We start from the raw sequence: 23034 nt of genomic DNA, 5'->3' as shown, positions 1-23034 counted from the left end.
AATGAAAGTAATTACAGGCAACGAGCTTTTGTCCGGCGCCGTCGTATATTTTTACGGCGAAGACCGCTGGGGCATGGATTTGCAGCAAGCGCAAATTTTTGACGATAAAGCGCCAGAAGTTGATGAGATTTTGGCGGCGGCAACCAAGAAGGACAAGGTGGTGAGCCTTGAAGCCATTCCGGTTGAAAAGCACGACAATCAGTTGGTGCAGACCAACCGCTTGCGCGAGCAAATTCGCGCCAATGGCCCAACGGTCGGCACCTATGGCCGCCAGCATTTGAGTGAGGCTGATTATGTATCGCTATGATGAATTTGACGCCGCCTTTGTGCGCGAGCGTACCGCCCAGTTTTCAGATCAGGTAAAGCGCCGTGTTGCTGGGGAATTGACCGAAGATCAGTTTCGCCCGCTGCGTTTGATGAATGGACTTTATCTGCAATTGCACGCCTATATGCTGCGGGTTGCAGTGCCATATGGCACGCTGAACTCCCGCCAGATGCATAAATTGGCGCACATTGCCCGCACCTATGACCGTGGCTATGGCCACTTCACCACGCGGCAGAATATTCAATATAATTGGCCGAAATTGCAGGATGTGCCAAAAATTCTTGAGGAATTGGCAGAAGTTGAAATGCACGCCATTCAAACTTCGGGCAACTGCATTCGCAATGTGACGACGGACCAGTTTGCTGGCGCCGCCCACGATGAAATCATCGATCCGCGCCCAGTAGCTGAGATCATTCGTCAATGGTCGAGCCTACATCCTGAATTTTCATTCTTGCCGCGCAAATTCAAAATCGCCATCACTGGCGCGCCGCAGGATCGTGCTGCCGTGAAGTTTCACGATATTGGTTTGATGGCCAATGAGCAGGGCGGTCAGGTTGGCTGGCGCGTGTTTGTGGGCGGCGGTTTGGGCCGTACGCCGATGGTTGCCAAGGAAATCAATGATTTTGTGCCGCACGAAGATTTGCTGGCCTATTTGGAAGCAATTTTGCGGGTCTATAATCTGCATGGTCGTCGCGACAACAAATATAAAGCGCGGATCAAGATTTTGGTGCACGAAACCGGCATTGAGCAAATCCGCGAAGAAGTTGAAGCCGAGTTTGCGCAACTGAAGGACGGGGTATTGACCCTGCCACAGGAAGAGCTGGACCGGATTTCAACTTATTTCGCCGCACCGCCATTCGCCGCGGATGCAGAGGATGTTTTGGATGCCGAGCGTCATGCGTTGGAGAATCCGCAATATGCGAAGTTTTTGAAGCGCAACCTGTTTAAGCATCGCCAGCCTGGCTACACGTCCATTACCATTTCCTTGAAATCGGTGGGCGAGGTGCCTGGTGACGCGACCGATGAGCAGATGGACGCGATTGCTGAGTTGGCGCGTGACTATAGCTTTGATGAGCTGCGTGTGAGTCACGAGCAAAATCTGGTGCTGCCGCATGTGAAAAAGTCTGATGTACGGGCCATCTATGACCGTTTGGTTGAGATCGGCTTGGCCGAAGGCAATGCGGGTTTGATTTCTGACATTATCGCTTGCCCGGGTCTTGATTATTGCGCCTTGGCCAACGCCCGTTCAATTCCGATTGCGCAGGATATTGCCAAGCGCTTTGCGGATCGTGAAAACGAATTTGGCGAACTGAAAGTCAAAATCTCCGGCTGCATCAACGCCTGTGGTCACCACCATGTGGGCCATATTGGTGTGCTGGGCGTGGAGAAAAAAGGCACGGAGCTTTATCAGATCACAGTGGGCGGTGACGCCACTGAACACGCCTCTGTTGGCAATATTTTGGGCCGTGGTGTGACGGGTGATCAAGTGCCGGATGCGCTTGAAAAGCTGCTCGATGTGTATATGGCCAAACGCGAAAATGCGGATGAGCCCTTTATTGACGCGTTCCGTCGTTTGGGTGAGGCCCCCTTTAAGGAGGCGCTTTATGGCTAGTTCCAACGCCGCTGCAGCGTTTACCCCGAAGGAGCGCCTGAGCGATCTGCAATTGGTTGCCTTGAACGGCATGTTTGATGAGCGTGACGCGCTGAGCGTGTTGCGCCATGCGCTGGAAGAATTGACCTCGCACCCCATCGCGATGGTCTCTTCTTTCGGCGCAGATTCTTCTGTGTTGCTGCACATGGTGGCGCAGATCAATCCGCATCAGGAAGTGCTGTTTTTGGAAACGGGCAAGCATTTCCCTGAAACGCTTGAATATGTGGAAACCATGAAGCAGCATTTGGGCCTGACCAATGTGCGCTTTTTGGAGCCAGACACCAGCGATTTGGCACGTTTTGACCCGAAGGGCGACCTTTGGCAAACCGATCCTGATAGCTGCTGCCATATCCGTAAAACTGAACCGCTCGACGCAGCGTTGAAAGCCTATGGCGGCTGGGTGACCGGGCGCAAGCGCTTCCAAACCAGCGATCGCGGGGTGTTGCCGCACTTTGAATTGACCAGCGATGAACGCATCAAGGTCAACCCGTTGGCCTATTGGGATTTTGAGGATGTGAAGGCCTATCGCGCCGAACATGATTTGCCACCGCATCCCTTGTTTAATGTCGGCTATTTGTCTATCGGTTGTGCGCCGTGTACCTCGATGGTGAAGGAGGGGGAAGACCCTCGCTCTGGTCGCTGGCGCGGGCGCGACAAAACCGAATGTGGAATTCATTTTGATGTAAGCGGCAAAATCGCAAAGCCGCAGGCCAAGGGACAGGGCATGAATACGCTTTTTAAAGACGGTCAATTTGTTGAAGATCAATGGCGTGATCTTGCAGAAGATGAGGCCTTGATTGATCTCGATCATGTTTTTGTGCCGTTTGCGCTCTATCTTGAGCATAAGGAGCGGGTTTTGGCCAGCAATGGCGCCATTGGCTTGATTGTTGAGCCGGGCGACGATGTGCATTTGATCGGTGACGAAGCGAGCCGTTTTTCTGCGATTTCGGTTGAGTTTCCAAAGTTCGGCGATGGTCGCGGATATTCATCTGCCCGCCTGTTGCGTGAGCGATATGGCTTTGAGGGCGAGTTGCGTGCACGTGGCGATATTTTGACAGACCAAGTGCAGTTTTTGCGCCGTTGCGGCTTTGACAGCCTTGTGGTTGTTGACGGACCAACGCGAAACGCACTAGAAAACGATGCGATTGCTGGTGTTTCAGTGTTTATGCAGCCCACAGGCCGCGACATTGAGGTGCCCGCGGGCACACGCCCTTTCTTGCGGCGGGTGAAATAATCTTTTTGGGGTGGTCCAGCACCCTTTAAACCGCAGGCGGTCCAGCGCCTGGAATAAGACACGAAGTGAGTGAATAAATGAGCGAACAAGAGATCGTCACCGATGTGGTGATTGTCGGTGCGGGTCCTGTTGGACTTTTTGCGGTGTTTGAACTGGGCCTTCTGGACATCAAATGCCATTTGATTGACATTCTGGACAAGCCGGGCGGCCAATGCGCTGAGCTTTATCCTGAAAAGCCGATCTATGACATTCCAGCCTTTCCCGAAATTTCCGGGCAAGAGCTGACTGATAATTTGTTGAAGCAGGCGGAGCCATTTGGCCCGACCTACCATTATAACCGCATGGTCAATGAGATTGAGCGGCAGGATAATGGCGACTTCCTCGTGAAAACTGATGCGGGTGAAACCTTCCGTTGTAAGGTTGTGGTGATTGCTGCGGGTGGTGGTTCGTTCCAGCCGAAGCGTCCTCCTGTGCCGAATATTGAAGAATATGAAAACCAGTCTGTTTTCTATGCTGTGCGCAAAATGGATGATTTCCGCGATCATGACATCGTGATTGTTGGCGGTGGCGACAGCGCGCTGGATTGGACCTTGAACCTTGCGCCCTTGGCCAAAAGCCTGACGCTTGTGCACCGTCGCGATAGCTTCCGCGCCCACACCGACAGTGTGAACAAAATGCGCGCCTTGGTGGACGAAGGCAAAATCAACTTTGAGCTGGGCCAAATCGCTTCGCTTGAAGGCGAAAATGGCCAGATCAGCGCCGTGAACATCAAAAATGCTGACGGCGAAAAAAGCCTGCCAGCTACCCGTTTGATGCCGTTCTTTGGCCTGACCATGAAGCTTGGCCCTGTGGCCAATTGGGGCCTCAATTTGCATGAAAACCTGATCAATGTGGACACTGAAAAGTTCGCCACATCGGAAGAGGGCATTTTTGCAATTGGCGACATCAACTATTATCCTGGCAAATTGAAACTGATCCTTTCTGGCTTCCACGAAGCGGCGCTGATGGCGCAGGCGGCCAAGAAGATCATTTCCCCGGATGAAAAAGTTGTGTTCCAATACACCACATCATCCACCAAATTGCAGAAGAAGCTTGGGGTGAAATAATGCATATTTACGTCACCGACCATAATGGCAAGGAACATGAGCTGGAAGCGCTGGAAGGCTGGCGCGTCATGGAAGTGATCCGGGATTGGGGCTTGCCCATCAAAGCCGAATGCGGTGGCGCCTGTGCGTGTGCAACTTGCCATGTGTTCGTTGATCCCGAATGGCAAAGCAAGCTGCACCCCGCCACGGACGAGGAAGAAGATATGCTCGACACGGTTCCCGATGTTGAGGACAATTCTCGCCTTTCTTGTCAAATCCTGATGAGCGAAGAGCTCGACGGGTTGAAGGTTTCTCTGGCGCCGAGCGCGAAGCCTGACGCAGAGGTGGCATAGTTTTCGCTCACGGTTGAGCGCTGATCGGTGCTTAGCACCGATCAGCTAACTTGCGCGGGCGCGGCGCAAAAGTGCGCCGGGCTGGCCGCCCAAGCCTTGTTTAGGTGCCCCCTGCGTTTGCGCTTGTTGGGGGCATTTTTTATGCGCGACGCTGTCGTGCGCTTTTTGCAGTGCTTACGCCGCGCAGGCTGGCTCCTGTCCCCGGTGCACCCGGCTTTTTTCTCGCCGCCACCGGTCGCTGCGCTCCCGTCCCCGGCACCCCCGCCGATTGGTGCCCCGCACCAGCGCTTTCCTCGACATCGGCCACACCCGACGCCGTCACCCCAAGACTTGATCTTGGGGTCCATTTCACTTGTCGACTTGCTGAAGCGGTGGCGATTGACTCACACATGCTTCTACAAGCCGACAACTCAAATGGATTGCAAGGCATTATTGGTCCTCACGCCGGACGGGCTGGTCTTGCAATGACGCGGTGAGGGTGGTTGGTGCTTTGCTCAAGCATCTTTTCTTGATCGTCTACACTTCCTCTCGTGGCCATCCCGGCCTTGAGCCGGGATCAATTTTCCACTTCCCGCCCACATTCGCGCAGACACACCAAAGCGCCTGACATGCGGCGGGCATTCAGGAGACAAGGTTTGCGGGGCACGAGACGTTTCGGGGCTCGTGGTTGCGCAGAGAATTGAGACCGTTCACGTCTCGCGCCAGCGGTGTTTTTCGCGTTTTGATCTGATTATGCGGGGTGCTTACCCAATAGTCCCGGCCATCCCGATGCGTTGCACCGGACGGGCCCGCCCTCGGTGTCGGACGCAATCAAATCAAAGGCGCGGTGCGCCGCGTCCGGCCCACCAACCGCTTCTTCATACGTCTGTTTATTACCGCCACCGGTCGCTACGCTCCCGTCCCCGGCACCCCCGCCATAATGGGAGGGCCGATAGCGGTCGCTTCGCTCGCATTTTCCTCTCACCGGACAGGCTGGCCCGGCACAGGGATGAATGCGATCGCTTTGCTTGCGTCGATGCGCGACATCCTGCCGATTGCTCGACAGGGAAACAGATATACCCCGTTGTCCGTCAACAACCGCATGGGGCAGAAGATGGCGCCATTTTACCACGGGTTTTGGGGGTGCGGATAAGTTTGTCAGTTGTGATTGCGGCTTTTGGTGGATGGGGTGGTTTTGGTGAGTGGAATTATTACTTTTTTCAGTGGGTTGATTGTAATAGGTTGCGGAACTGAATGTTTGCGCGTGATATCCTGTATCAATCTAAAGTTGTTTTTATTGCAAATTTTGCGACCACACATCAGTCGTCATATTCGGGCTTGACCCGAGTATCCATGATGCCGTTCCACTTGCCGCAAGGTGCGCTAACATCTGCTTCGCTTTCAGTTCCGCATCTCTACACAAGCAGTATTCAACAGTTTTTTTGGGGGGGGACACGCCCATTTCCTGTGTGGCCAGCTCATCATGGACCCTCGGGTCAAGCCCGAGGGTGACGTCGGGAAGGGGAAAGGCTGCCCGCATCCACCGCCGTCATTCCTGCCAAGCCCTCCGGCGTGAGGAGAAAATGTCGGGAATCCAGATGGGACTATCGGCTCACCTCATCATAAAGGTCATTCCAATTAGGATTGCCCTTTTCAATGAGTTTCAGCTTCCATTTGCGGTTCCACTTTTTCAGCGCCTTCTCGCGCGTGATGGCACTTTCGAAATTGTCGTGCTGCTCGAAATGGACGAGTATTTTCACATCGTGTTGCTTGGTGAAACCATCCACCTGACCTTCGCGATGCTCCCACACGCGCCGCACCAGATCATTGGTCACGCCTACATATAATGTGCCGTTTCTCTGGCTGGCCATGATGTACACAAAAGCGCTCATGCCTTGATTTGCGCTTAACTGGATCCCCGGGGGCTTATTTGTGCGCTCGCGCCGCGCAGGCTGGCCCGAGGATGACGGGAGGGGGAAGGGTGCTCGCAACCACCAACGCTGCCCGTATGGCACAATGGTCGCAACGCCCCTGCGCACCAGTTGCTTTCCTCAGCCCCCACGCCCCCACCACCGTCATTCCCGCGAAGGCGGGAATCCAGGAAGGCGGGTATCCAGGCGTGAGCAACATCGCGTCTAGCCAACCGTTGCAATTGCCTTTGCGCATTGATGTAGTTACCTTTGCAAATTGTGCCTCCATAAATAATACTGGGAATGCTTATGAACGCGGACATTAAAACTGATCGCACAAGCCTTGCATTTGAGCAGGCTGAGGGCATCGCACCATTGCCCTCACAACTAAAATTGAGGGAGGTGTCACGAGGCTTGCAGAGCAGGTTGTGGAAAAGATTTTATGAGAACATTGAGTTCACAGGGCACATTTCTACGTCGAGTTTGACCTACGAATGGAACAATATTTTGAGCTATATTTGGTCGATATATTATGAACTTCCTGCTGATGAATGCCCAACCCAACGTCACGAAGTTCATGAGTTTATTAAGTCTAAGATTTATGGTGAATCATATTCCGACTGCCTAGGGTTTTGCGAAGCTCTGTTAAAAGCCCCCAATTGCCCTAAGTGGGTGCCGCCAGCAATTGACAAAGAACTTCGAGAATCGTTTGCCGCTTATCGTGTTGACGATAGCGGTCTAGCGATTGTGCCAGTCGCCTCTGTGGAAGAGGGTAAGGTTATATTGGCAGCGCATACCAAGCTTTCGGAAGGGGGATTCCATGGTGCCAAACGGCATCTAAGTTCTGCTGGCGAAAACCTTACCAAAGGCAAATGGTCAGATTCAATTAGAGAGTCAATTTCTGCAGTAGAGTCCGTTGCTCGAAAATTGGTGCCAAACGCTAAAACCCTTGGTCCTGCGCTAGCTGAACTGGATAAGCGTGGCCATCTTCATCCGTCCTTAAAAATAGGCTTTGACAAGATCTATGGGTTCACTTGTGACGAAAGAGGTATCCGTCACGCGCTCATAGAAGATGCCGCTGCAAAAGTTGATGAATCTGACGCATTGTTTATGCTTGGCGCTTGTGCATCGTTTGTTACATATATGATTGGTAAAGCGCATTTAGGCGACTAACCTATCACTCCCCAACAGCAACCGCCTTCTTCCCCAACACCGTCTCATGCCCTTCCATCGGATGACGTGGGATCAACCGGGCCAACACCAGCGAAATAAACGCAAAGCCCGCCCCAGCAAGGAACACTGCCGCAGGGTTGGTGATCCAAATCAGCCCAAACACCACCGGGATGACCACGGCGGCGATGTGGTTGATGGTGAAGGCGACGGAGGCGGTGGGGGCCATGTCGCGGGGGTCGGCGATTTTTTGGAAATATGTTTTCAGCGCAATCGCCAGCGCGAAGAAGAAATGGTCGATCACATAAAGGCTGGCGCCGAGGATCGGGTCATTCACGAACGCATAGGCGGTGAACACCAAAATCAGGCCGATATATTCAATGGTGAGGGCGGTACGTTCGCCAAAGCGGATGATGGCCGCGCCGATTTTGGGCGCGAAATACATGTTGAACGCCACATTGATGAGGAAGAGGATAGAGACCTCGTGCACCTCAAAGCCGAATTTTTCCACCATCATCCAGGCAGCGAACACCACAAAGATTTGGCGGCGGGCGCCGGACATGAAGGTGAGCGCGTAATAAAGCCAATAGCGTTTGCGCAGCACGATCTTTTTGATCTGCGGCACTTCTTCCTTAAATTGCGGGAACCAAAACACCATAAAGGCCACCAGCGCCAGCGTGAGGCCGCCGAAAATGGCGAACAAGGCCGTATATGGCAGCTTGGCCCATTGATAGAGCCAGATGATCAGGCCGAACACGATCAATTGTCCGAAAGAACCGACCGCGAGAATGACGCCCAATTGGCGCGGGGCGGTTTCTTTTGGCAGCCATTGCAGCTGCAAAGACTGGTTCATCGTCTCATAATAATGGAAGCCCACGGACATGATGAAGGTGGTGATCAAAAGGCCCGTCAGCGTGGGGAAATAGCCTGTGACGGCAACGCCCAAGCCCAGAAGGGCCAGCGAAATCAGGGCAAAGGTTTGCTCACGTAGCAGAAGCAACACAAACACCGCGGTGAAGGCGAGGAAGCCCGGAATTTCCCGAATGGATTGCAACAGGCCCATATCGGCGCCAGTGAAGGCGGCCTTGTCGTGGGCAAAATTGTTGAGGAAATTTTGCCAAGAGGCAAAGCTGAGCTGCATGGCGATGGCCATGAGGATCAGCATGAAATAGGGCGAGCGCAAAAAAGCGCGATGTTTGACAAAGATGCTCATTGATTTTGAGTAGGCGCACTGGTCCAACCAGTCAAGCGCAAAAGCGGCAAAAGGGTACTGTGCCTATTGGCCTTTGGTCTGATCCTGATCTTTCGCCAGCTTGGTGAGGGCGGGGAGGAAATCGCTGACCGCGGGGCCTTTTTTCAGCATATAGGGCAGCGGGCGGATCACGGCGATGGCGGCGATGCCGACGCGTACGGTCATCAAGCCATTGATCACCCCTTCGCCCAGCTTGGCGGAGAGGCGTGCCGCGAGGCCGTGTCCCAGCAATTGCTGCACCACGCTATCGCCCAAGGCAATGCCGCCAGTGAGCGCCAGATGGGCCATAACCGATTTCGACATTTCAATAAAGCCGAAAAAGGACGGGCGGGCGCCATAAAGCTGGGCAATGCGGCGGGTGAGTCGTGCAGCTTCATAGAGCACGAACATGATGTCGAAAAAGGCGCGTGGACTGACCGCGGTGACCAACGAAATGCGCTGGGCCGAATTGGCAATGATGGCTTTGGCCTTTTCGTCGAGCGGGACGAGCAGGGTGCGCTCGGCAAATTCAAGCAATTGATCGCCATCCAGAATGTCTTTGGCGTGGCGGTCAAACTCGGCCAATTGCCGGGCCATGGCTGGGTTGCCCTCATAAATGGCGCGAAGTTGCTGCACCGCCTTTTGCGCTTCGGGCAGGTTTTTGCCGGTGTGGGCGGCGCTGGCTTCGTGCTTCAGTTTGGCGAGGGTTTTGAGGCGGCGGAGGCCGAGAAACTCACGGATGATCAGGCCCAACAGGGCCAGAACCATCAGCGCCACAAGGCCAAGGCCGACATAGCCAAGGGCGGGATAGGCGTTGAACAGATCACGCACCAGCCGCTCGAGCGTCAGGCTGATGCCGAGGGAGACCAGCAGGCTGAGGCTGCCCCAGAACAGGCGCGGCCAAAAGGAGCGCTTTGGCGCGATGGCGAGGTCTGCCTCCGGATCAATCTCAGTGCTGACATTGATGGCCTGATCGACCTCAAAGGCGAGCGGGCCCAGCTCGTCTTTTTCGGGCTTTTTCTTCTCGTCCTTAGGGGATAGGTCGACGGCGAATGGATCGGTCATTGCAATTTATCTCCCAAGAGGAAATCGAGGGCGCGGTCTAGCCGAATGTGCGGCAGGCCGGATTTTTGCCGCGCGGCATTGTCGAGCACGGGTGGGCGGAAGCGGAGGAATTTCAGCTTGCCCTTATAGCTTTGCTCATCCTCAAAAATTGAATCCGGGTTTTCCGGTAAGTTGCCGGGATATAGAGCGATTTCGCTTTTGCCGTCGTAGGTTTTGTCGCCCAGGCTTTCGTCTTTTTGCGGCGTGCCGATGATGGTTTTGAGCATTTTGCCTTCATGTTCCACTTCCCCCTCATGGGTGGCGCGGATGGCGGCGAGGGCCATGGACTGGGTTTCTGCGCCCTGATAATGGGCACGTTGGCGCGCGCCTTTGACCAGCAGGCCCAGCACCTCGCCCAACCGATCGTGGTTGGTGTGGGGCATATGGTCGGCCTTGGTGGCGGCGAACAGGATCTTGTCGATATGGGTGGAGAAAAAGCGGGTCCAGAGCGGATTGTTGCCGGTTTTAAAACAGGTCAAAATTTCGCTGAGGGCCTTTTCCAAGTCCGTCACCGCATCACTGCCGGCATTGAGCGCGGTGAGCGCATCGACCAGAATGATCTGACGATCAAGCCGGGCGAAATGATCGCGGAAGAAGGGGCGCACCACGATGTTTTTGTACGCCTCATAGCGGCGCTCCATTTGCGCATAAAGACTGTCGCTTTTCGGCGTGGCCTCTGGCGCAGGCAGCGGCGCAAAGGTGAGCGCGGGAGAGCCATCCATATCGCCGGGCATGAGGAAGCGGCCGGGCGGCAGAGCGCTCAAGGCATGCTCATCAGCGCGGCAGGCCTGCAAATAGGCTTTAAAGGCGTTGGAGAGGCGCGTGGCCAGCTCTTCATCCAGCGGGGCGGCGGCATCGGCCTTCAAGGTGAGGTTCAGCCATTCCTCGGCGATATTGGCGCGGGCGGGGGCGTGGGCCTTTTGCAACGCATCGTCCGACCATTCGCGATAGCTTTTGTCGAGCAGCGGCAGATCGAGCAGCCATTCGCCGGGGTAATCGACAATATCCAGATGCACTTCGCGCGGTCCCGCCCACGCGGTGGCCCAATGGTCTGGCTGGAATTTGAGGGTGAGCCGCACCTGTGAAATCTGCCGGGTAGATTGTGGCCAATGGCGATCTTCTCCCTTGAGGGCTTTCAAATGCTCCTCATAAGCAAAGCGCGGCATGGCGGCATTAGGATGCGGGCTGAGCTGCGCGCCAATAAGCCGCCCTTCGGCCAGCGGCGCGAACAGCGAAAGATTGTCGCCCTCGATCAGATTTTGAATCATGGAGGTGATGAACACGGTTTTGCCCGCGCGGGATAGGCCCGTGACCCCCAGCCGAATTGTGGGCACAAACAGGCCAGTGACGCTGTCGCGCATATTATCCAGGGCGATGCGGGTCTCATCGGTCCAATTTGCCATCAGGCAGGATTCCTCAACTCAAATGCTCCCCTTAAGGTAGGGATTTTATTTTATGGGGCAAGGGGTTGGGCGTAAAGCTTCGTGATTTGATTCACTTGTTTTGGCCTGTGCGGCGAGAGTGTGTAAACTTAGCACCTTGATTAAAGCTAAAACGTTTCGCGGCCATGCTGATCAGATAGAAAAAAGCTAGGCTAAGTGCCGCGAGTATAATGCCAACAATGGCGTAAATAGGTGGAAAGCCGCTGATTTCGTGCGGACCAGTTAGGATTAGAAACAATAATAACTGTATGGCCAAGATAGGAAGGGATGCAAAAATCTCGACTAAAGTCATCTTTTTCGCCTGCGTCCAGCTGTCACTATCTATTGGCGAACTTTTTGAATTAATCCAGCGGTAGCCAGTGTCAAATGCAGCAGCTGCTGCGGCGATTAAGAGAAGGTAGTTTACTGCGGCAATCGTCTTTAGTGCGGAAAATGTCATTAAATATGATGCAAAACAAAGCGCCGAAAACACCAAGAAATAAACTAATAAAAATCGCTTTAGACTAAAATCAAAAGTCATCAAATATCCGGAGTAATTGTTGTAGTTCTTGCAAGAAATATGTCCTCGTTGAAATTCAGTCAATAAAATGTTGACTGGTGGGCGAGCGTCATGCGGCAATTATTAACATTCCAATTTCAATCCTAATGGTTATTGAGTTTTCGTCGGTAATTGAATATGAAGAAATCATGGTTGGCAGAACACCAAGGCGTCGCTGCTCCGGGTTTGGAGTGCTAAATCTGCTTTAATTCACGCAATGCATTTGGGTTTTATATTCAATGCCGCGTCGTTAAGTCAGCGACCAACGACATTCGATGCGGCAGCTAGGAATGTAAAATGTCAAAGCAATCTATTCCGCTTTATGCAGCGGATATTTCTCAATTTTCTCGCAGTTTAGCCAAGCAATTGAGTGAGGATCAGGCGGTGCCGAGCCATCTCAGCTTGATGAATATGCTGGCGCGGGCGGCGGGATTTCGCAATTTCCAACATATGCGGGCGGCGCATAAGTCTGGGCAGCAATTGGCTGATGGGGTGGATACTGCGCAGATTGATCATGCGCTGGTGTCGCGCTGTTTGCAGCATATTGATGCGGATGGGGTGATGCACCGCTGGCCCTCGCGCCGACGAGTGCAGGAGACTTGCATTTGGTTGTTTTGGGCGGTGCTGCCCAAAGGTAAGCATTTGCATGAGCGCGAGGTGAATGCGAGGCTGGATCAGGTGCACAGCTTTGGTGATGCTGCACTGTTGCGGCGGATGATGGTTGGATTGGGCTTGCTGACCCGCAATCGCGATGGGTCGGATTATTTGCGGGTGGAGCAGAAGCCGCCTGCTGAAGCGGTGGAATTGATCCGGCAGGTGAAGGTGCGGCGAGGGGCTTAGAGTTCCGGCGTTGGTGGAGAATTGGTCCCGGATCAGGTCCGGGGCGGCCATGGGGGTGGGCGTTTGTTGTTCCGTTCTAGATCCCCATTGAGGGCTAGCGTTCTGTTATTCTCAGCTTCATTGTCGGGCTAATCCATGCCGCTGCTTCGCTTGTCGCTGTTAGCGTGCACTTGGCGCGTGCTCCCAATGTTGCAACTCTTCATGGACCCTCGGGTCAAGCCCGAGGGTGACGTTGGGGGAGGCGGCGTTGGCGTTGAATAGGCTCTTTCGTGCCGTGGGTTGTCGTGAAATGGATTGCAAGATCAAGTCTTGCAATGACGGTGGGAGATGCCTTCCTGCAAAACTGCCGCATGAGGAAGCTCCGGGGCAACACTGCCATAACTGCCGTTGCCGCTCGGCCATCCCGGCCTTGAGCCGGGATCAAGTTGCCAAGGAACACTGAGGTTGGCCCCGGATCAGGTCTGGGGCGGTCACAAGCATAATCTGGAGAGGCGCGTTTACTCGAACCCCTGGGCTTTGTAGTCTTTCAGCAATTGCTGGTACCAGCTTTTGCTGAATTTGATCACATCGAGGCCGTAGCGCATGGTGGCGAGTTGGAAGAAGGCCATTTTTTGGAACTGGGCGGGGACTTTTGAGAGGTCTTGGGCATGGAGCATGGTTTCCAGTGCGGCGATCCATTGATCGGCTTCGTCGATATAGAGCTGGACGTGCGGGGCGACATCGCCTTCTATGTGGCCGAAATAGAAGAGGCGCAGCATGCTTTCGTCTTTGGTTTTGAAGACGGCGACGGGTTCGCTGATCCAATCTTGAAAGGCTTTTGCACCTTTTGCCGTGCGTGAATAGACTTTGCGCACGCGTTTGCCGTTGGCCTCCTCGTGCACCGTGACCAGATTTGCCCGCTCCAGCTTTTGCAGGGCCGGGTGGATGGAGCCGAAGGATGTGTTGTAAAACATCGCAGTGGACTGCTCCATCGTCTTTTTCAGATCGTATAATGTGGCGTCTTGGAAGGCCAACAGGCCAAGAATGATCTTATCTTGCATCAGCTTTTATGTTGCATGAGTTCGGTGCCCTCAACTTGGGTCAATTCGCCTTGATTGCGCAAGGTGGAATTGAAGAACTCAACAAGGGATTGATTGAGGCTGTTGCGCATCACCTGATGGTCAACTGGCCCCAACATACCGAAGAATTTCAGGAATGAGATTTCATTCAAATCGCTGAAATTCATGTGGGCTGCGCCATCAAATACCAGTTCGCACCCGTTGGTGGATTTGGCGATTTGTTGGTTCACCCATGACATATCTGACTTTACGCCCGCTTGATCATTGGCATTGCCATAAGCGAAGCAGAATGCGCCAGCGGGATTTTCCGCAATTGACCAAGTGAAGGCCGGGCCGTCCATGCTGTAAGAAGCGCTGACGCGATCATCTTGCATATTCATGTGGGTAGCCACCGCACCACCGAATGAGTGGCCGAAATAGCCAATATTGTCGAGGTCTAGCGTGCCTGCGACGGTGGTGGAGATGGCGCCAGATTGCAGTGCTGGGAGTTGGTCCAGCACAAGTTTGTTATTGTCGATCCAATCTTGGAACTGGCCGCTAATCTCACCAAAGGCTTCGGTTTCGAGCGCGTGCATGGTGGTTGTCCACTCGTCCATCGAATTGGTTTGGCGCAAAGCGTCATAGCCTTCGGCTTGGCGGGTGAGCAGAGCTTTCGCCACTTCCGGTGGGTAGTTGGCGACATCTTCAGACTTGAGGGTTGGCTCATCGCCTTTAAAGGCAACAAGGCTGTGCCCCGGATGGCTGATGGCCATGACGACATAGCCTTGGCTGGCCAATTCCATCACTTGATGACTGTTTTGCCCTGCGTACATGCCATGGCCATGGTTGAAGATGATCACGGGATGCGACCCGGCAACGGCTTTGGCGCCGATATAGGCGGGGAGCGGTCGATCATCTTGCATCGCAGCCTCTGGCGCACCAAAGCTTTTCGCCATTTGGGCGGCGAGGGTTTTGGGCATTGCAGGTGGCTGCTGGTCGCTCTTTTCTGTCGCAGGGTAGAAGATTTGTACATCCACCCAGCGGTCGCCCTGTTCAATGTTGGTGCGTTGATAGCCGACGAGGTGTGGGCCTGATGGGGCAGGCAGTGCGGGTTGCAGCATAATCAGGATGAGAAGGGCGCCGCCTATCATCAAAATGAGGGGGATGGCGATAAACCAAAGCCGTTTCATAAGGTTTCTCCAAAAGCAAAACTGGGTCTTATATATATCTAGTAGATATATTTGCAAGGGGGTGGGTGGATTTGGTTTTTGGTGGCGGTGTGCGTGATGAGTGTTTCGTGCCTGAGGTTGTGTGGCCCCGGATCAAGTCCGGGGCGGCGGGGTGGGATGGCAAACGGGAAAAGAGTTGGCTTCGTGCTGTGTGTTGTCGTGAAATGGATTGCAAGATCAAGTCTTGCAATGACGCGAGGGTGGCGGGACGTGGGGCACAGATGGCTGGCGCTGTATGGATTACCGGGTCAAGCCCGGTAATGACGTTGGGGGCGGGATGTTCCAACTTTAACTCGGGCTGCCAATGGCGGGGGTGCCGGGGACGGGAGCGCAGCGAGCGGTGGCGGCGAAAAAGAGCCGGGGTGCCGGGAACGGGAGCGATAGCGACCGGTGGCGGCAAGAAAAGAGCCGGGGGTGCCGGGGACGGGAGCGATAGCGACCGGTGGCGGCAAGAAAAGAGCCAAGCAAATGCTGTTAAAACAAATGCTTGGCTCTCATGTTTCGAGATTTGATTCAGCTTATTTGGTGCCGATTTTGTTTAGGTCGTATTCGGTGGTTTGATACATTTGATTGATCCAATTGCCGAACAGCAAATAGGCGTGAGAGCGCCAGCGGTTTAGGGGCTCTTGGGTAATGTCATCATTTGGGAACGTGTTGACGGGTGGTGGCGTGTCGAGGCCGGCTTCTTTGTCTCGTAAATATTCTTCCACCAGTGATTTATGGTCATATTCCAAATGGTTCAGCATGAAGAGCTGACGGTGATCAGGATCGTTAAGGAGGCAAAGGCCAACTTCTTTTGAATTGATCAGCACTTCCAAATTATTCGGCACAGAGGCATGGTCAATATCGTTGATGCGAGACACAGGGATCGCGAAATCGTCTGAGAAGCCCAAGAGATAAGGCGAGGCGTGGGTTGCCGCTTGATGGCGGTAAACGCCGAAGGCCTTTTTCGGACGACGGAAGCGCTGGACATTGTGGAAATGGTGCAGCGCTGCTTGAGCGCCCCAGCATACAAACATGGTGGTGTGCACATTGGTGCGCGTCCAGTTCATAATGTCAACCATTTCATCCCAATAGCCAACATCTTTGAATTCGAGATGGGCGATCGGCGCGCCAGTGACGATAAAGCCGTCAAACTTGCGATCTTTCACTTCGTCCCAAGTCTTATAGAAGGCTTCAAGGTGATCCTGCGCTACATTTTTGGATTGGTGGTTTGAAATGCGCACAAGGGTCAAATCAACCTGCAAGGGCGTTGCGCCGATAAGGCGGGCAAACTGGGTTTCTGTGCGCTCTTTATTGGGCATCAGATTGAGTAAGCCGATTTGCAGCGGGCGAATGTCCTGCGTGGTGGCGCGGGACTCGTCCATCACCATAATGCCCTCTTCTTCCAAAATTTGACGCGCGGGCAAATGATTAGGAATCTTGATGGGCATTGGAGTACTCCGATTAGAGATTTAAGAGGGTTTTTGGTTTAGGCGGTAATGAGAGATTGATCAAGCTTTGTTGCGATTTGTGATGGCGGCCGCCATCATCGCATCAAAATCTTCCATATCTCGCATAGTGGCCAAATCAGCGGCTTCGATGACGTAGCCATGCTGGTCAGCGATTTGCTGATAAAGGGGCAAGCGGTGGCGCAGAGCAGTGGAGAACACCCAGATCATAAAGGCGTCTGGATCGACATCCTGATCATGGACGATTTTATTCTCTTGCTTGTATTGCTGCCATTTCTGGTCGAGCAATTTCGGCGCGTAATACATCGGCTTTGGCGCTTTTTTGAAACGCGCAATCAGTTTTTCTTCGTCTTCTTCTGTGCCGCGAATATAGAGCAGCGCGGACGAACCTGTTACAGCTTCTAAGACGGGATCTTGCGGGTCATCAAGGTCGATCACTTCACAGAATGAGCCTGAGCTATCGGCAATGAAATGATCATAGCCATAGAGGCGCTTGGCGCGGTCTATGAAGTATGGGGTATCCAGCATGGCAGAGATTTCAGCCTGGCGATGCTGTGCTTGGCGGCGCTTATATTCGTCAAACGGGATGCCGCCCAATTCTGGGTTGCCCGGCTTTCCAAGATAGGTGGAGAGGGGCGACAAATTGTTGAAGGTGATGTTTGAGCCAATAAAAATGCTGTCGGTGCGCAGCAGATTGGCCAAAAACGGGTCCTTCATGGCGCATTGTTTGAAATTATCAACAATGTGCTCGCCCATATAGCGGGTGCCAATGCGGTAATCGACGGAATAGTGGAACCAGTTCTGATCGCGCAACTTGTTGGCGAAATGGGTTTTGCCCACGCCAGACATGCCAAATGCAGTGATGCATTTGCGCGGCGCATTCAAAAACTCATCTGGCGAATTGAAAATCATCTTTTGGTTTCCACTGTTGTTCATCCGGTCTTAGCGGGTTTCGTAATTGTGCTCAAGTCACTGATGCGCATGGCGGTTCGGCAATTTTGATGCGGCTGGGCAAAAATTGCCCCTAAGCTGGTAAAAGATTCCGGTTTGGTCGCCATATTTATGGTTAGTGAATTGTAAATATCAATAAAATCAATGGTTTAAAAATTGGCATCCCTTTTGCATTGCTTCAGGTGGATTTCGATGTCCGCATCGACAGTAAGGAGAAATAAATGGGTATCTATGGGGCGCTATCCACTGCAGTAACCGGGCTACAAGCTCAGTCTTTTGCGTTGGAGCATATCTCGGGCAATATCGCCAACTCGCAAACCACGGCTTATAAACGGATTGAAACCGACTTTGTTGATTTGATCCCCGATGCACCAGTTAGCCGCCAGGTTGCTGGCGCGGTGATGGCGCTGTCGCGGGCAACAAACGATTTGCAGGGTGATGTGACCACTGCGGGCCGGAACACCTATATGGCGATCAATGGCGATGGCTTTTTTGTGGTTGAGCAAAAAATCGGCACCAATGACGGCAATGCGGTGTTTGGCGGCACAGATTTTTACACGCGCCGTGGCGACTTTGACGTAGATAAAGAGGGGTATCTGGTCAATGGTTCAAACGCCTTCCTTAAGGGGCTGCCGATTGACAGCGTGACGGGGAACGTGGCCGGGTCTGTGCCAGAAGTTATTCAGCTCGATAACGCCTTTTTGCCTGCGCAGCGGACTGCGGTGTTTAATTATCAGTTGAACCTGCCGCAATTGCCTAAGAATGCGGGTTATGACCCTGTAAACGCGAACTCTGAACTTTTGGACTCTGCTGATTATACCGATGATCCGACCACGGGCGGCGGTGGCTTTGTAACGGCCAACGAAAGCGACAAATTCCTAGCAGACTCGATTGCGGGTGGTGCGATCACCGTTTATGCGGAAAACGGTGCGCCAGCGAACGTGCAGTTGCGCTGGGCGAAAACAGATTCATTTGCCAATGGTGGCCAAGACACTTGGAACTTGTTCTATCAGTCTGACGCGGATGCCACTGGCACCGACCCGCAATGGCAGAATGTGGGCACAGATTATGTGTTCGGCACCAACGGTTCGTTGTCACCAACAATTTCATCTGTGAACCTGACAGGTCTTACCATTGATGGCATCAATATTGGTGACGTGACTTTGCAGCATGGCAGCAACGGCGTGACACAATTTGCTGATCCAAACGGCACGACCGAAGTGACCAAGCTGTCGCAAAATGGTTATCCGGCTGGTGAATTTGTGTCGGTTGAAGTGAACCGGGAAGGCCGGATTGTTGCCAACTATTCCAACGGTAAAAAGGTGGAATTAGCCCAAGTGGTGACAGCCAGCTTTAACGCGCCGAACGAGTTGAAGCGCTATGATGGCGGGCTTTATTCAGCGACCTCAGAATCCGGTACGCCAATCTTGGATATTGATGGCAATGTGACCGGCGCTGCGCTGGAACAGTCGAACACCGATATTTCTGAAGAATTCACCAAATTGATTGTGACGCAGCAAGCCTATTCGGCGGGTACACGGATTGTGACCAGCTCGGATGAGATGCTGCAAGAAGCATTGAACATGGTGAGATAATTGAGCTGGGGCGGTTTAACCGCCGCCCATTTTAAATTGATGCGCTAAAGGGTGACCTATGGGCCTTTCTGTAACATTGAGTAATGCTTTATCGGGATTGAATGTAAACCAGCGTAGTCTGGACATTGTGTCGCGAAACGTTGCCAATTCGGGAACGCCTGGCTATCACCGACAAAGCGTTGCGCTGATTGATAATTTCCGCGGCACCAGCTCCAATGTGCGGGTGGCGCAAATTCAACGGGCCTATGTGCAGGCGCTTGAAACGCAAACCCAGCGCGAGACCAGCCGCATGGGCGCGCTGGATGTGCGTGCCGAGTTTTTGGGGCGGCTTGAGCTGCTTTTGGGCAAGCCCGGCGATATCAATTCCCTTGATACCCAACTTGCGAATTTTAAGGGCGCGCTGCAGGAATTAGCGACCAGCCCGGAAGATTTTGTGACCCGCGCCGATGTGGTGGACCGGGCGCAAACCATGGCGGAATCTCTGAATTTTCTTTCTCGATCTGTGCAGGGCATGCGGCAGGAGGCAGAAAGCCAGATTTTCACACATGTGTCGGACCTCAACCAGAATTTGGAATTGTTGTCTAAGATCAACCAAGAGTTGATGGACACGACCAAAATTGACGACACACGTTTGAGCATTATGGATGATCGTGATCGCCTGTTGGCGCAGGTGAGCGAGCTGATCGACATTAATGTGCAATATAATGACAATGGCACCATCAATGTGATGACCAAAACTGGCGTCGGATTGTTGGATGGCGAGAAGCACTCCACTTTCAAATTCGAGAATGCCGGTAGCCTATCACCGACCTCGCTATATGACCCGGACCCCGCTTTGAATGGCGTAGGTTCGTTGAAATTGGTGACGCCTGCCAATTTGGAAATTGATGTTGTTGCCCATGATTTGCTGACCTCTGGTCGCATTTCGTCTTTGTTGGATTTGCGCGATAACCGCTTGGTGACGGCGCAAGATCAATTGGATGAGATTGCTGCTGGCTTGGCGCAAGCCATGTCCACAATCGACACAGATGGCACGGCGGTTGCAGCCGGTGGTGCAGATGGTTTTGAGGCTGATCTTGGCGCGATGTTGCCGGGCAACAGCTTCACTGTGAAATATGAAGTTGGTGGCACGCCCGAAACTGTGCGCGTGGTGCGTGTGGACGACCCGAGCAAACTGCCGATGGACAGCACGGACGAGAGCGGCGTGCGCACCATTGGTCTTGATTTCTCGGGTGGTATTGGCGCGGTGGCAACCGCTTTGAACGCGGCGCTGGGGCCTGATGTAACCGTGTCCAACCCGTCCGGCGATGTGTTGCGCATTATGGATGATGGCGCGCCAAACAATTCAGACATTCATTCCATGGTGGTGCAAACCACGGCCACAGGCACGCAAGATGGCGGCTTGGGCATGTCGCTATTTATGGACAACACAGGTGCTTTCACCAATTCTTTGGATGGCTCGCCTCAGAAACGCGGCTTTGCGCTGCGCATGATGGTCAACCAAGATGTGGTGGCTGATAATAGCCTGTTGGTGCAACATTCCACATCTCCACTGACGCCAATTGGCGATGCTGATAGGCCCAACTATTTGGTTGATCGGCTTAACTCCATGACCTTCCGCGCTGAAAGTGCGGCGCAAGGGCAGGGTGCATTCCGCTTGAATGGCAATGTGGAAGAGATTGTGCGGCAAGCGCTCAATTATCAGGGCAATGACATTGCCACCACAAAGCAGGCGCACAACCATCAGGGCAAGCTTATCCAGACTTTGGAAATGCGGGCGGAAGATGCCTATGGCGTGGATATTGACAAAGAAATGGGCAAGCTTTTGGAACTGCAAAATGCTTATGCGGCCAATGCTCGGGTGATGACCATTGCGCAAGAACTGCTCGACCGTCTGATGCAGGCGTTTTAAGGGGATTGAGATATGATCGTAAATAACTCGCTATTTCCCGCAAAATTCAGCTATCGCGCCATCTCTGATATGCGCAATCAGTTGGATGTGCTGAACCAGCAATTGGCCACTGGCGAACGGGCGCAAACATTGTCTGACCTGGGCGCTGACCGGGTTGTGGACATGACCCTCCGGGCCCGCACAAGTGCGTTGCAAACTTATCAGCACAATTTGGACAATGTAGATATTCGGCTCAACTTTTTGGACGATGTGATTTCACGTATTGATCAGATTGAGGACGAAACCCGTTCATCCGCACAGCAAGGATCGTTTGAGATCAATGGTGTGAACATGACTGCCGCGCAATATTTGGCAGAAAACAGGATGAAAGAGGTGATCGACCTACTAAATTCTGACTTGAATGGCCGGCATCTATTGGCGGGCAACGCAACTGAGAATGATCCGGTTGCAAGCTTTGACGCTTTGATGAATGGCGCGGATGGCAAGGATGGTTTCCGCACGATCATGGCGCAACGTCGTGAGGCTGATTTGGGCGCTTCCGGTCTAGGTCGGTTGACCAATGGGGTTGTTGGCACAACTGTTACCATCGCTGAAGATGGCACGCATCCCTTTGGCTTTAAGCTAGATAGTCTTTCTTCCGATGGTGGTTCAACAACACTGACTGGACCGACAGGTGCGCCGCCAAGTGCTACAATCGAGTTCACAAGCCAACCTGCTGATAATGAACGCATTATGATTGGCTTGGACTTGCCCGATGGCACCAGTTTTACGCTTGAACTGAAAGCTGTTGCAGGCACGCCGCAAAGCCCGGATGAGTTTCAGATTGGCGGTAGCATTGCGGATACGGCCGCAAATATGCAGGCGGCTTTGAATGAGCGGTTGGGGCATTTTGCTGAAACCAAACTGACTGCGGCATCTTCTTTTGCAGCAGCAGACAGCTTTTTCAACGCCAATGGCGATGCACCGATGCGCGTTGATGGCCCACCATATGACAGCGCCACAGCACTGGTGCCCGCCACCGATGCGGACACCGTGATCTGGTATCAAGGTGAAAGCGCAACAAATCCGCGCTTAACTTCTCAGGCGCGCGTGGATGAGAATACTCGCGTCAATTATGGGGTGCAGGCCAATGAGAATGGCTTTGCCAAATTGATGCAGTCTCTCGCTGTGTTTGCTGCTGAAGGCTTTTCACCATCTGATCCGAAGGCAACCGAGCGCTATGAAGCCATGAATGGCGCGGTGCGCGAGCGTTTGGCGGAAACCCACAATTCAGAGCAAGGGTCTATCGAAGTGGTGCAAATGGAGCTTGGTTTGGCCAAGACCACAGCGCATCGCATTTCAGAGCGGCATGGGCAGCAAAAGGCTGCATTGGAAAATATGCTGGCAGAAATTGAAACTGTTTCCATGGAAGAAGTTGCCATGCAAATCATGCAACTGAAAACGCGGATGGAAGCCAGCTATCAAACAGCTTCCATTCTCAATCGGTTGAGCATGGTCAACTATATGAGCTAGCGGCATAATTTTGACCGCTGCGGCATTGTGACCGCAAAGTTAAATTGGATTTGCAAGGGTGGCCAAACTCGGCTTTGCTTCAAAAAATTGAGCAAAGTTGAGTTTGACCTATGTTTAAAAAGATTTCCATTGCAGCGGCGCTGTTGTTTTTCACCTTAAGCGCCCTGATGATCTTTTATCCCCCATTGATTTATTGGCTTTTTGCCTTGGAACCTCACGCAATTGGGGATTTCTTGGCGAAACGTGCAGGCGTGTTGTTTTTTGGATTAGGCCTCGTGTCATTTTTGACGCGGAATATTGAGGATAAGCCTGTACAGGGCATCATTTCCATCAGCTTTGGCAGCATGATGTTGTTGATGGCCGGTATGGGCATTTATGAATTTGCCCGTGGATATGCTGGAATTGGGATTTGGTTTGCCAATTTAGCGGAAATTGGCTTTGGCGCCGCCTATTTGATGATGTGGCGGCGCACAAAAGAATAAGTG

20 protein-coding genes are annotated in these 23034 nt (G+C 53.1%); 11 read left to right on the top strand and 9 right to left on the bottom strand.

From position 1 onward, the window contains the following. Position 1: 1 nt before the first annotated feature. The 5 genes from ATL17_RS03540 (at position 2) to ATL17_RS03520 (ending at position 4648) form a co-directional block, all read left to right on the top strand. The gene (locus tag ATL17_RS03540; RefSeq protein WP_133571389.1) at positions 2–307 is read left to right on the top strand and encodes a DUF2849 domain-containing protein; all 306 of its coding nucleotides are present in this window, start codon (positions 2–4) and stop codon (positions 305–307) included. After that, a complete protein-coding gene (locus ATL17_RS03535; RefSeq protein WP_133571388.1) occupies positions 294–1937 on the top strand; it encodes a nitrite/sulfite reductase in 1644 nt (547 codons plus the stop codon). Before ATL17_RS03540 ends, ATL17_RS03535 begins: the two co-directional genes overlap by 14 nt. After that, entirely contained in the window at positions 1930–3210 is a 1281-nt protein-coding gene (locus ATL17_RS03530) for a phosphoadenylyl-sulfate reductase (RefSeq protein WP_133571387.1), read from the top strand. Before ATL17_RS03535 ends, ATL17_RS03530 begins: the two co-directional genes overlap by 8 nt. A gap of 77 nt (positions 3211–3287) precedes the next feature. Next, the gene (locus tag ATL17_RS03525; protein WP_133571386.1) at positions 3288–4316 is read left to right on the top strand and encodes an NAD(P)/FAD-dependent oxidoreductase; all 1029 of its coding nucleotides are present in this window, start codon (positions 3288–3290) and stop codon (positions 4314–4316) included. Continuing rightward, complete coding sequence (locus ATL17_RS03520) at positions 4316–4648, top strand: 2Fe-2S iron-sulfur cluster-binding protein (RefSeq protein WP_133571385.1); 333 nt, start codon at positions 4316–4318, stop codon at positions 4646–4648. The genes ATL17_RS03525 and ATL17_RS03520 overlap by 1 nt, the downstream gene beginning before the upstream one ends. A 1583-nt stretch (positions 4649–6231) precedes the next feature. Here the strand turns inward: ATL17_RS03520 and ATL17_RS03515 are convergent. Then, a complete protein-coding gene (locus ATL17_RS03515) occupies positions 6232–6519 on the bottom strand; it encodes a GIY-YIG nuclease family protein (protein ID WP_133571384.1) in 288 nt (95 codons plus the stop codon). Positions 6520–6846: 327 nt separating this feature from the next. Here ATL17_RS03515 and ATL17_RS03510 point away from each other — a divergent pair, with 327 nt between their 5' ends. Next, positions 6847–7710: a hypothetical protein gene (locus ATL17_RS03510; protein WP_133571383.1), complete on the top strand. Its 864-nt coding sequence runs from the start codon at positions 6847–6849 to the stop codon at positions 7708–7710. Positions 7711–7714: 4 nt separating this feature from the next. Here ATL17_RS03510 and ATL17_RS03505 read toward each other — a convergent pair whose 3' ends face one another. The 4 genes from ATL17_RS03505 to ATL17_RS03490 form a co-directional block, all read right to left on the bottom strand. Further along, the gene (locus ATL17_RS03505) at positions 7715–8920 is read right to left on the bottom strand and encodes an MFS transporter (protein ID WP_133571382.1); all 1206 of its coding nucleotides are present in this window, start codon (positions 8918–8920) and stop codon (positions 7715–7717) included. A 63-nt stretch (positions 8921–8983) separates the two neighbouring features. After that, positions 8984–10003 (bottom strand): YcjF family protein, encoded by a 1020-nt coding sequence (locus ATL17_RS03500; RefSeq protein ID WP_133571381.1) that lies wholly within the window; start codon positions 10001–10003, stop codon positions 8984–8986. Further along, positions 10000–11445, bottom strand: a complete 1446-nt coding sequence (locus tag ATL17_RS03495) for a YcjX family GTP-binding protein (protein ID WP_133571380.1) — start codon at positions 11443–11445, stop codon at positions 10000–10002. The genes ATL17_RS03500 and ATL17_RS03495 overlap by 4 nt, the downstream gene beginning before the upstream one ends. Before the next feature lie 91 nt (positions 11446–11536). Next, on the bottom strand, positions 11537–12004 hold the full coding sequence (locus tag ATL17_RS03490; protein WP_133571379.1) for a hypothetical protein: 468 nt from the start codon (positions 12002–12004) through the stop codon (positions 11537–11539). A 315-nt stretch (positions 12005–12319) separates the two neighbouring features. Between ATL17_RS03490 and ATL17_RS03485 the strand changes: the two genes are divergently transcribed. Further along, positions 12320–12862, top strand: a complete 543-nt coding sequence (locus tag ATL17_RS03485; RefSeq protein ID WP_133571378.1) for a DUF2087 domain-containing protein — start codon at positions 12320–12322, stop codon at positions 12860–12862. Between the two features lie 497 nt (positions 12863–13359). Here ATL17_RS03485 and ATL17_RS03480 read toward each other — a convergent pair whose 3' ends face one another. From ATL17_RS03480 to ATL17_RS03465, 4 genes are all read right to left on the bottom strand, one after another. Next, on the bottom strand, positions 13360–13902 hold the full coding sequence (locus tag ATL17_RS03480) for a PadR family transcriptional regulator (RefSeq protein ID WP_133571377.1): 543 nt from the start codon (positions 13900–13902) through the stop codon (positions 13360–13362). Beyond that, positions 13902–15089 (bottom strand): alpha/beta hydrolase, encoded by a 1188-nt coding sequence (locus ATL17_RS03475; RefSeq protein ID WP_133571376.1) that lies wholly within the window; start codon positions 15087–15089, stop codon positions 13902–13904. The genes ATL17_RS03480 and ATL17_RS03475 overlap by 1 nt, the downstream gene beginning before the upstream one ends. Positions 15090–15646: 557 nt before the next feature. Beyond that, positions 15647–16561, bottom strand: coding sequence for a homoserine O-succinyltransferase (locus tag ATL17_RS03470; protein WP_133571375.1), 915 nt, complete (start codon positions 16559–16561; stop codon positions 15647–15649). Between the two features lie 60 nt (positions 16562–16621). Next, positions 16622–17491, bottom strand: a complete 870-nt coding sequence (locus tag ATL17_RS03465) for an ATPase (protein WP_133571374.1) — start codon at positions 17489–17491, stop codon at positions 16622–16624. 260 nt (positions 17492–17751) lie between these two features. Between ATL17_RS03465 and ATL17_RS03460 the strand changes: the two genes are divergently transcribed. From ATL17_RS03460 to ATL17_RS03445, 4 genes are all read left to right on the top strand, one after another. Continuing rightward, positions 17752–19125, top strand: a complete 1374-nt coding sequence (locus ATL17_RS03460) for a flagellar hook protein FlgE (RefSeq protein WP_133571373.1) — start codon at positions 17752–17754, stop codon at positions 19123–19125. 58 nt (positions 19126–19183) lie between these two features. Beyond that, on the top strand, positions 19184–21037 hold the full coding sequence (flgK, locus tag ATL17_RS03455; RefSeq protein WP_133571372.1) for a flagellar hook-associated protein FlgK: 1854 nt from the start codon (positions 19184–19186) through the stop codon (positions 21035–21037). Between the two features lie 12 nt (positions 21038–21049). Beyond that, positions 21050–22549, top strand: a complete 1500-nt coding sequence (locus ATL17_RS03450) for a flagellin N-terminal helical domain-containing protein (RefSeq protein WP_133571371.1) — start codon at positions 21050–21052, stop codon at positions 22547–22549. A gap of 110 nt (positions 22550–22659) precedes the next feature. Beyond that, positions 22660–23031, top strand: coding sequence for a hypothetical protein (locus ATL17_RS03445; RefSeq protein ID WP_133571370.1), 372 nt, complete (start codon positions 22660–22662; stop codon positions 23029–23031). Positions 23032–23034: the final 3 nt, after the last annotated feature.

Origin of the sequence: Maritalea mobilis, from assembly GCF_004363175.1 — a bacterium.
GTDB classification, from domain to species: domain Bacteria; phylum Pseudomonadota; class Alphaproteobacteria; order Rhizobiales; family Devosiaceae; genus Maritalea; species Maritalea mobilis.
This window is presented reverse-complemented; position numbering and strand designations above follow the sequence as displayed.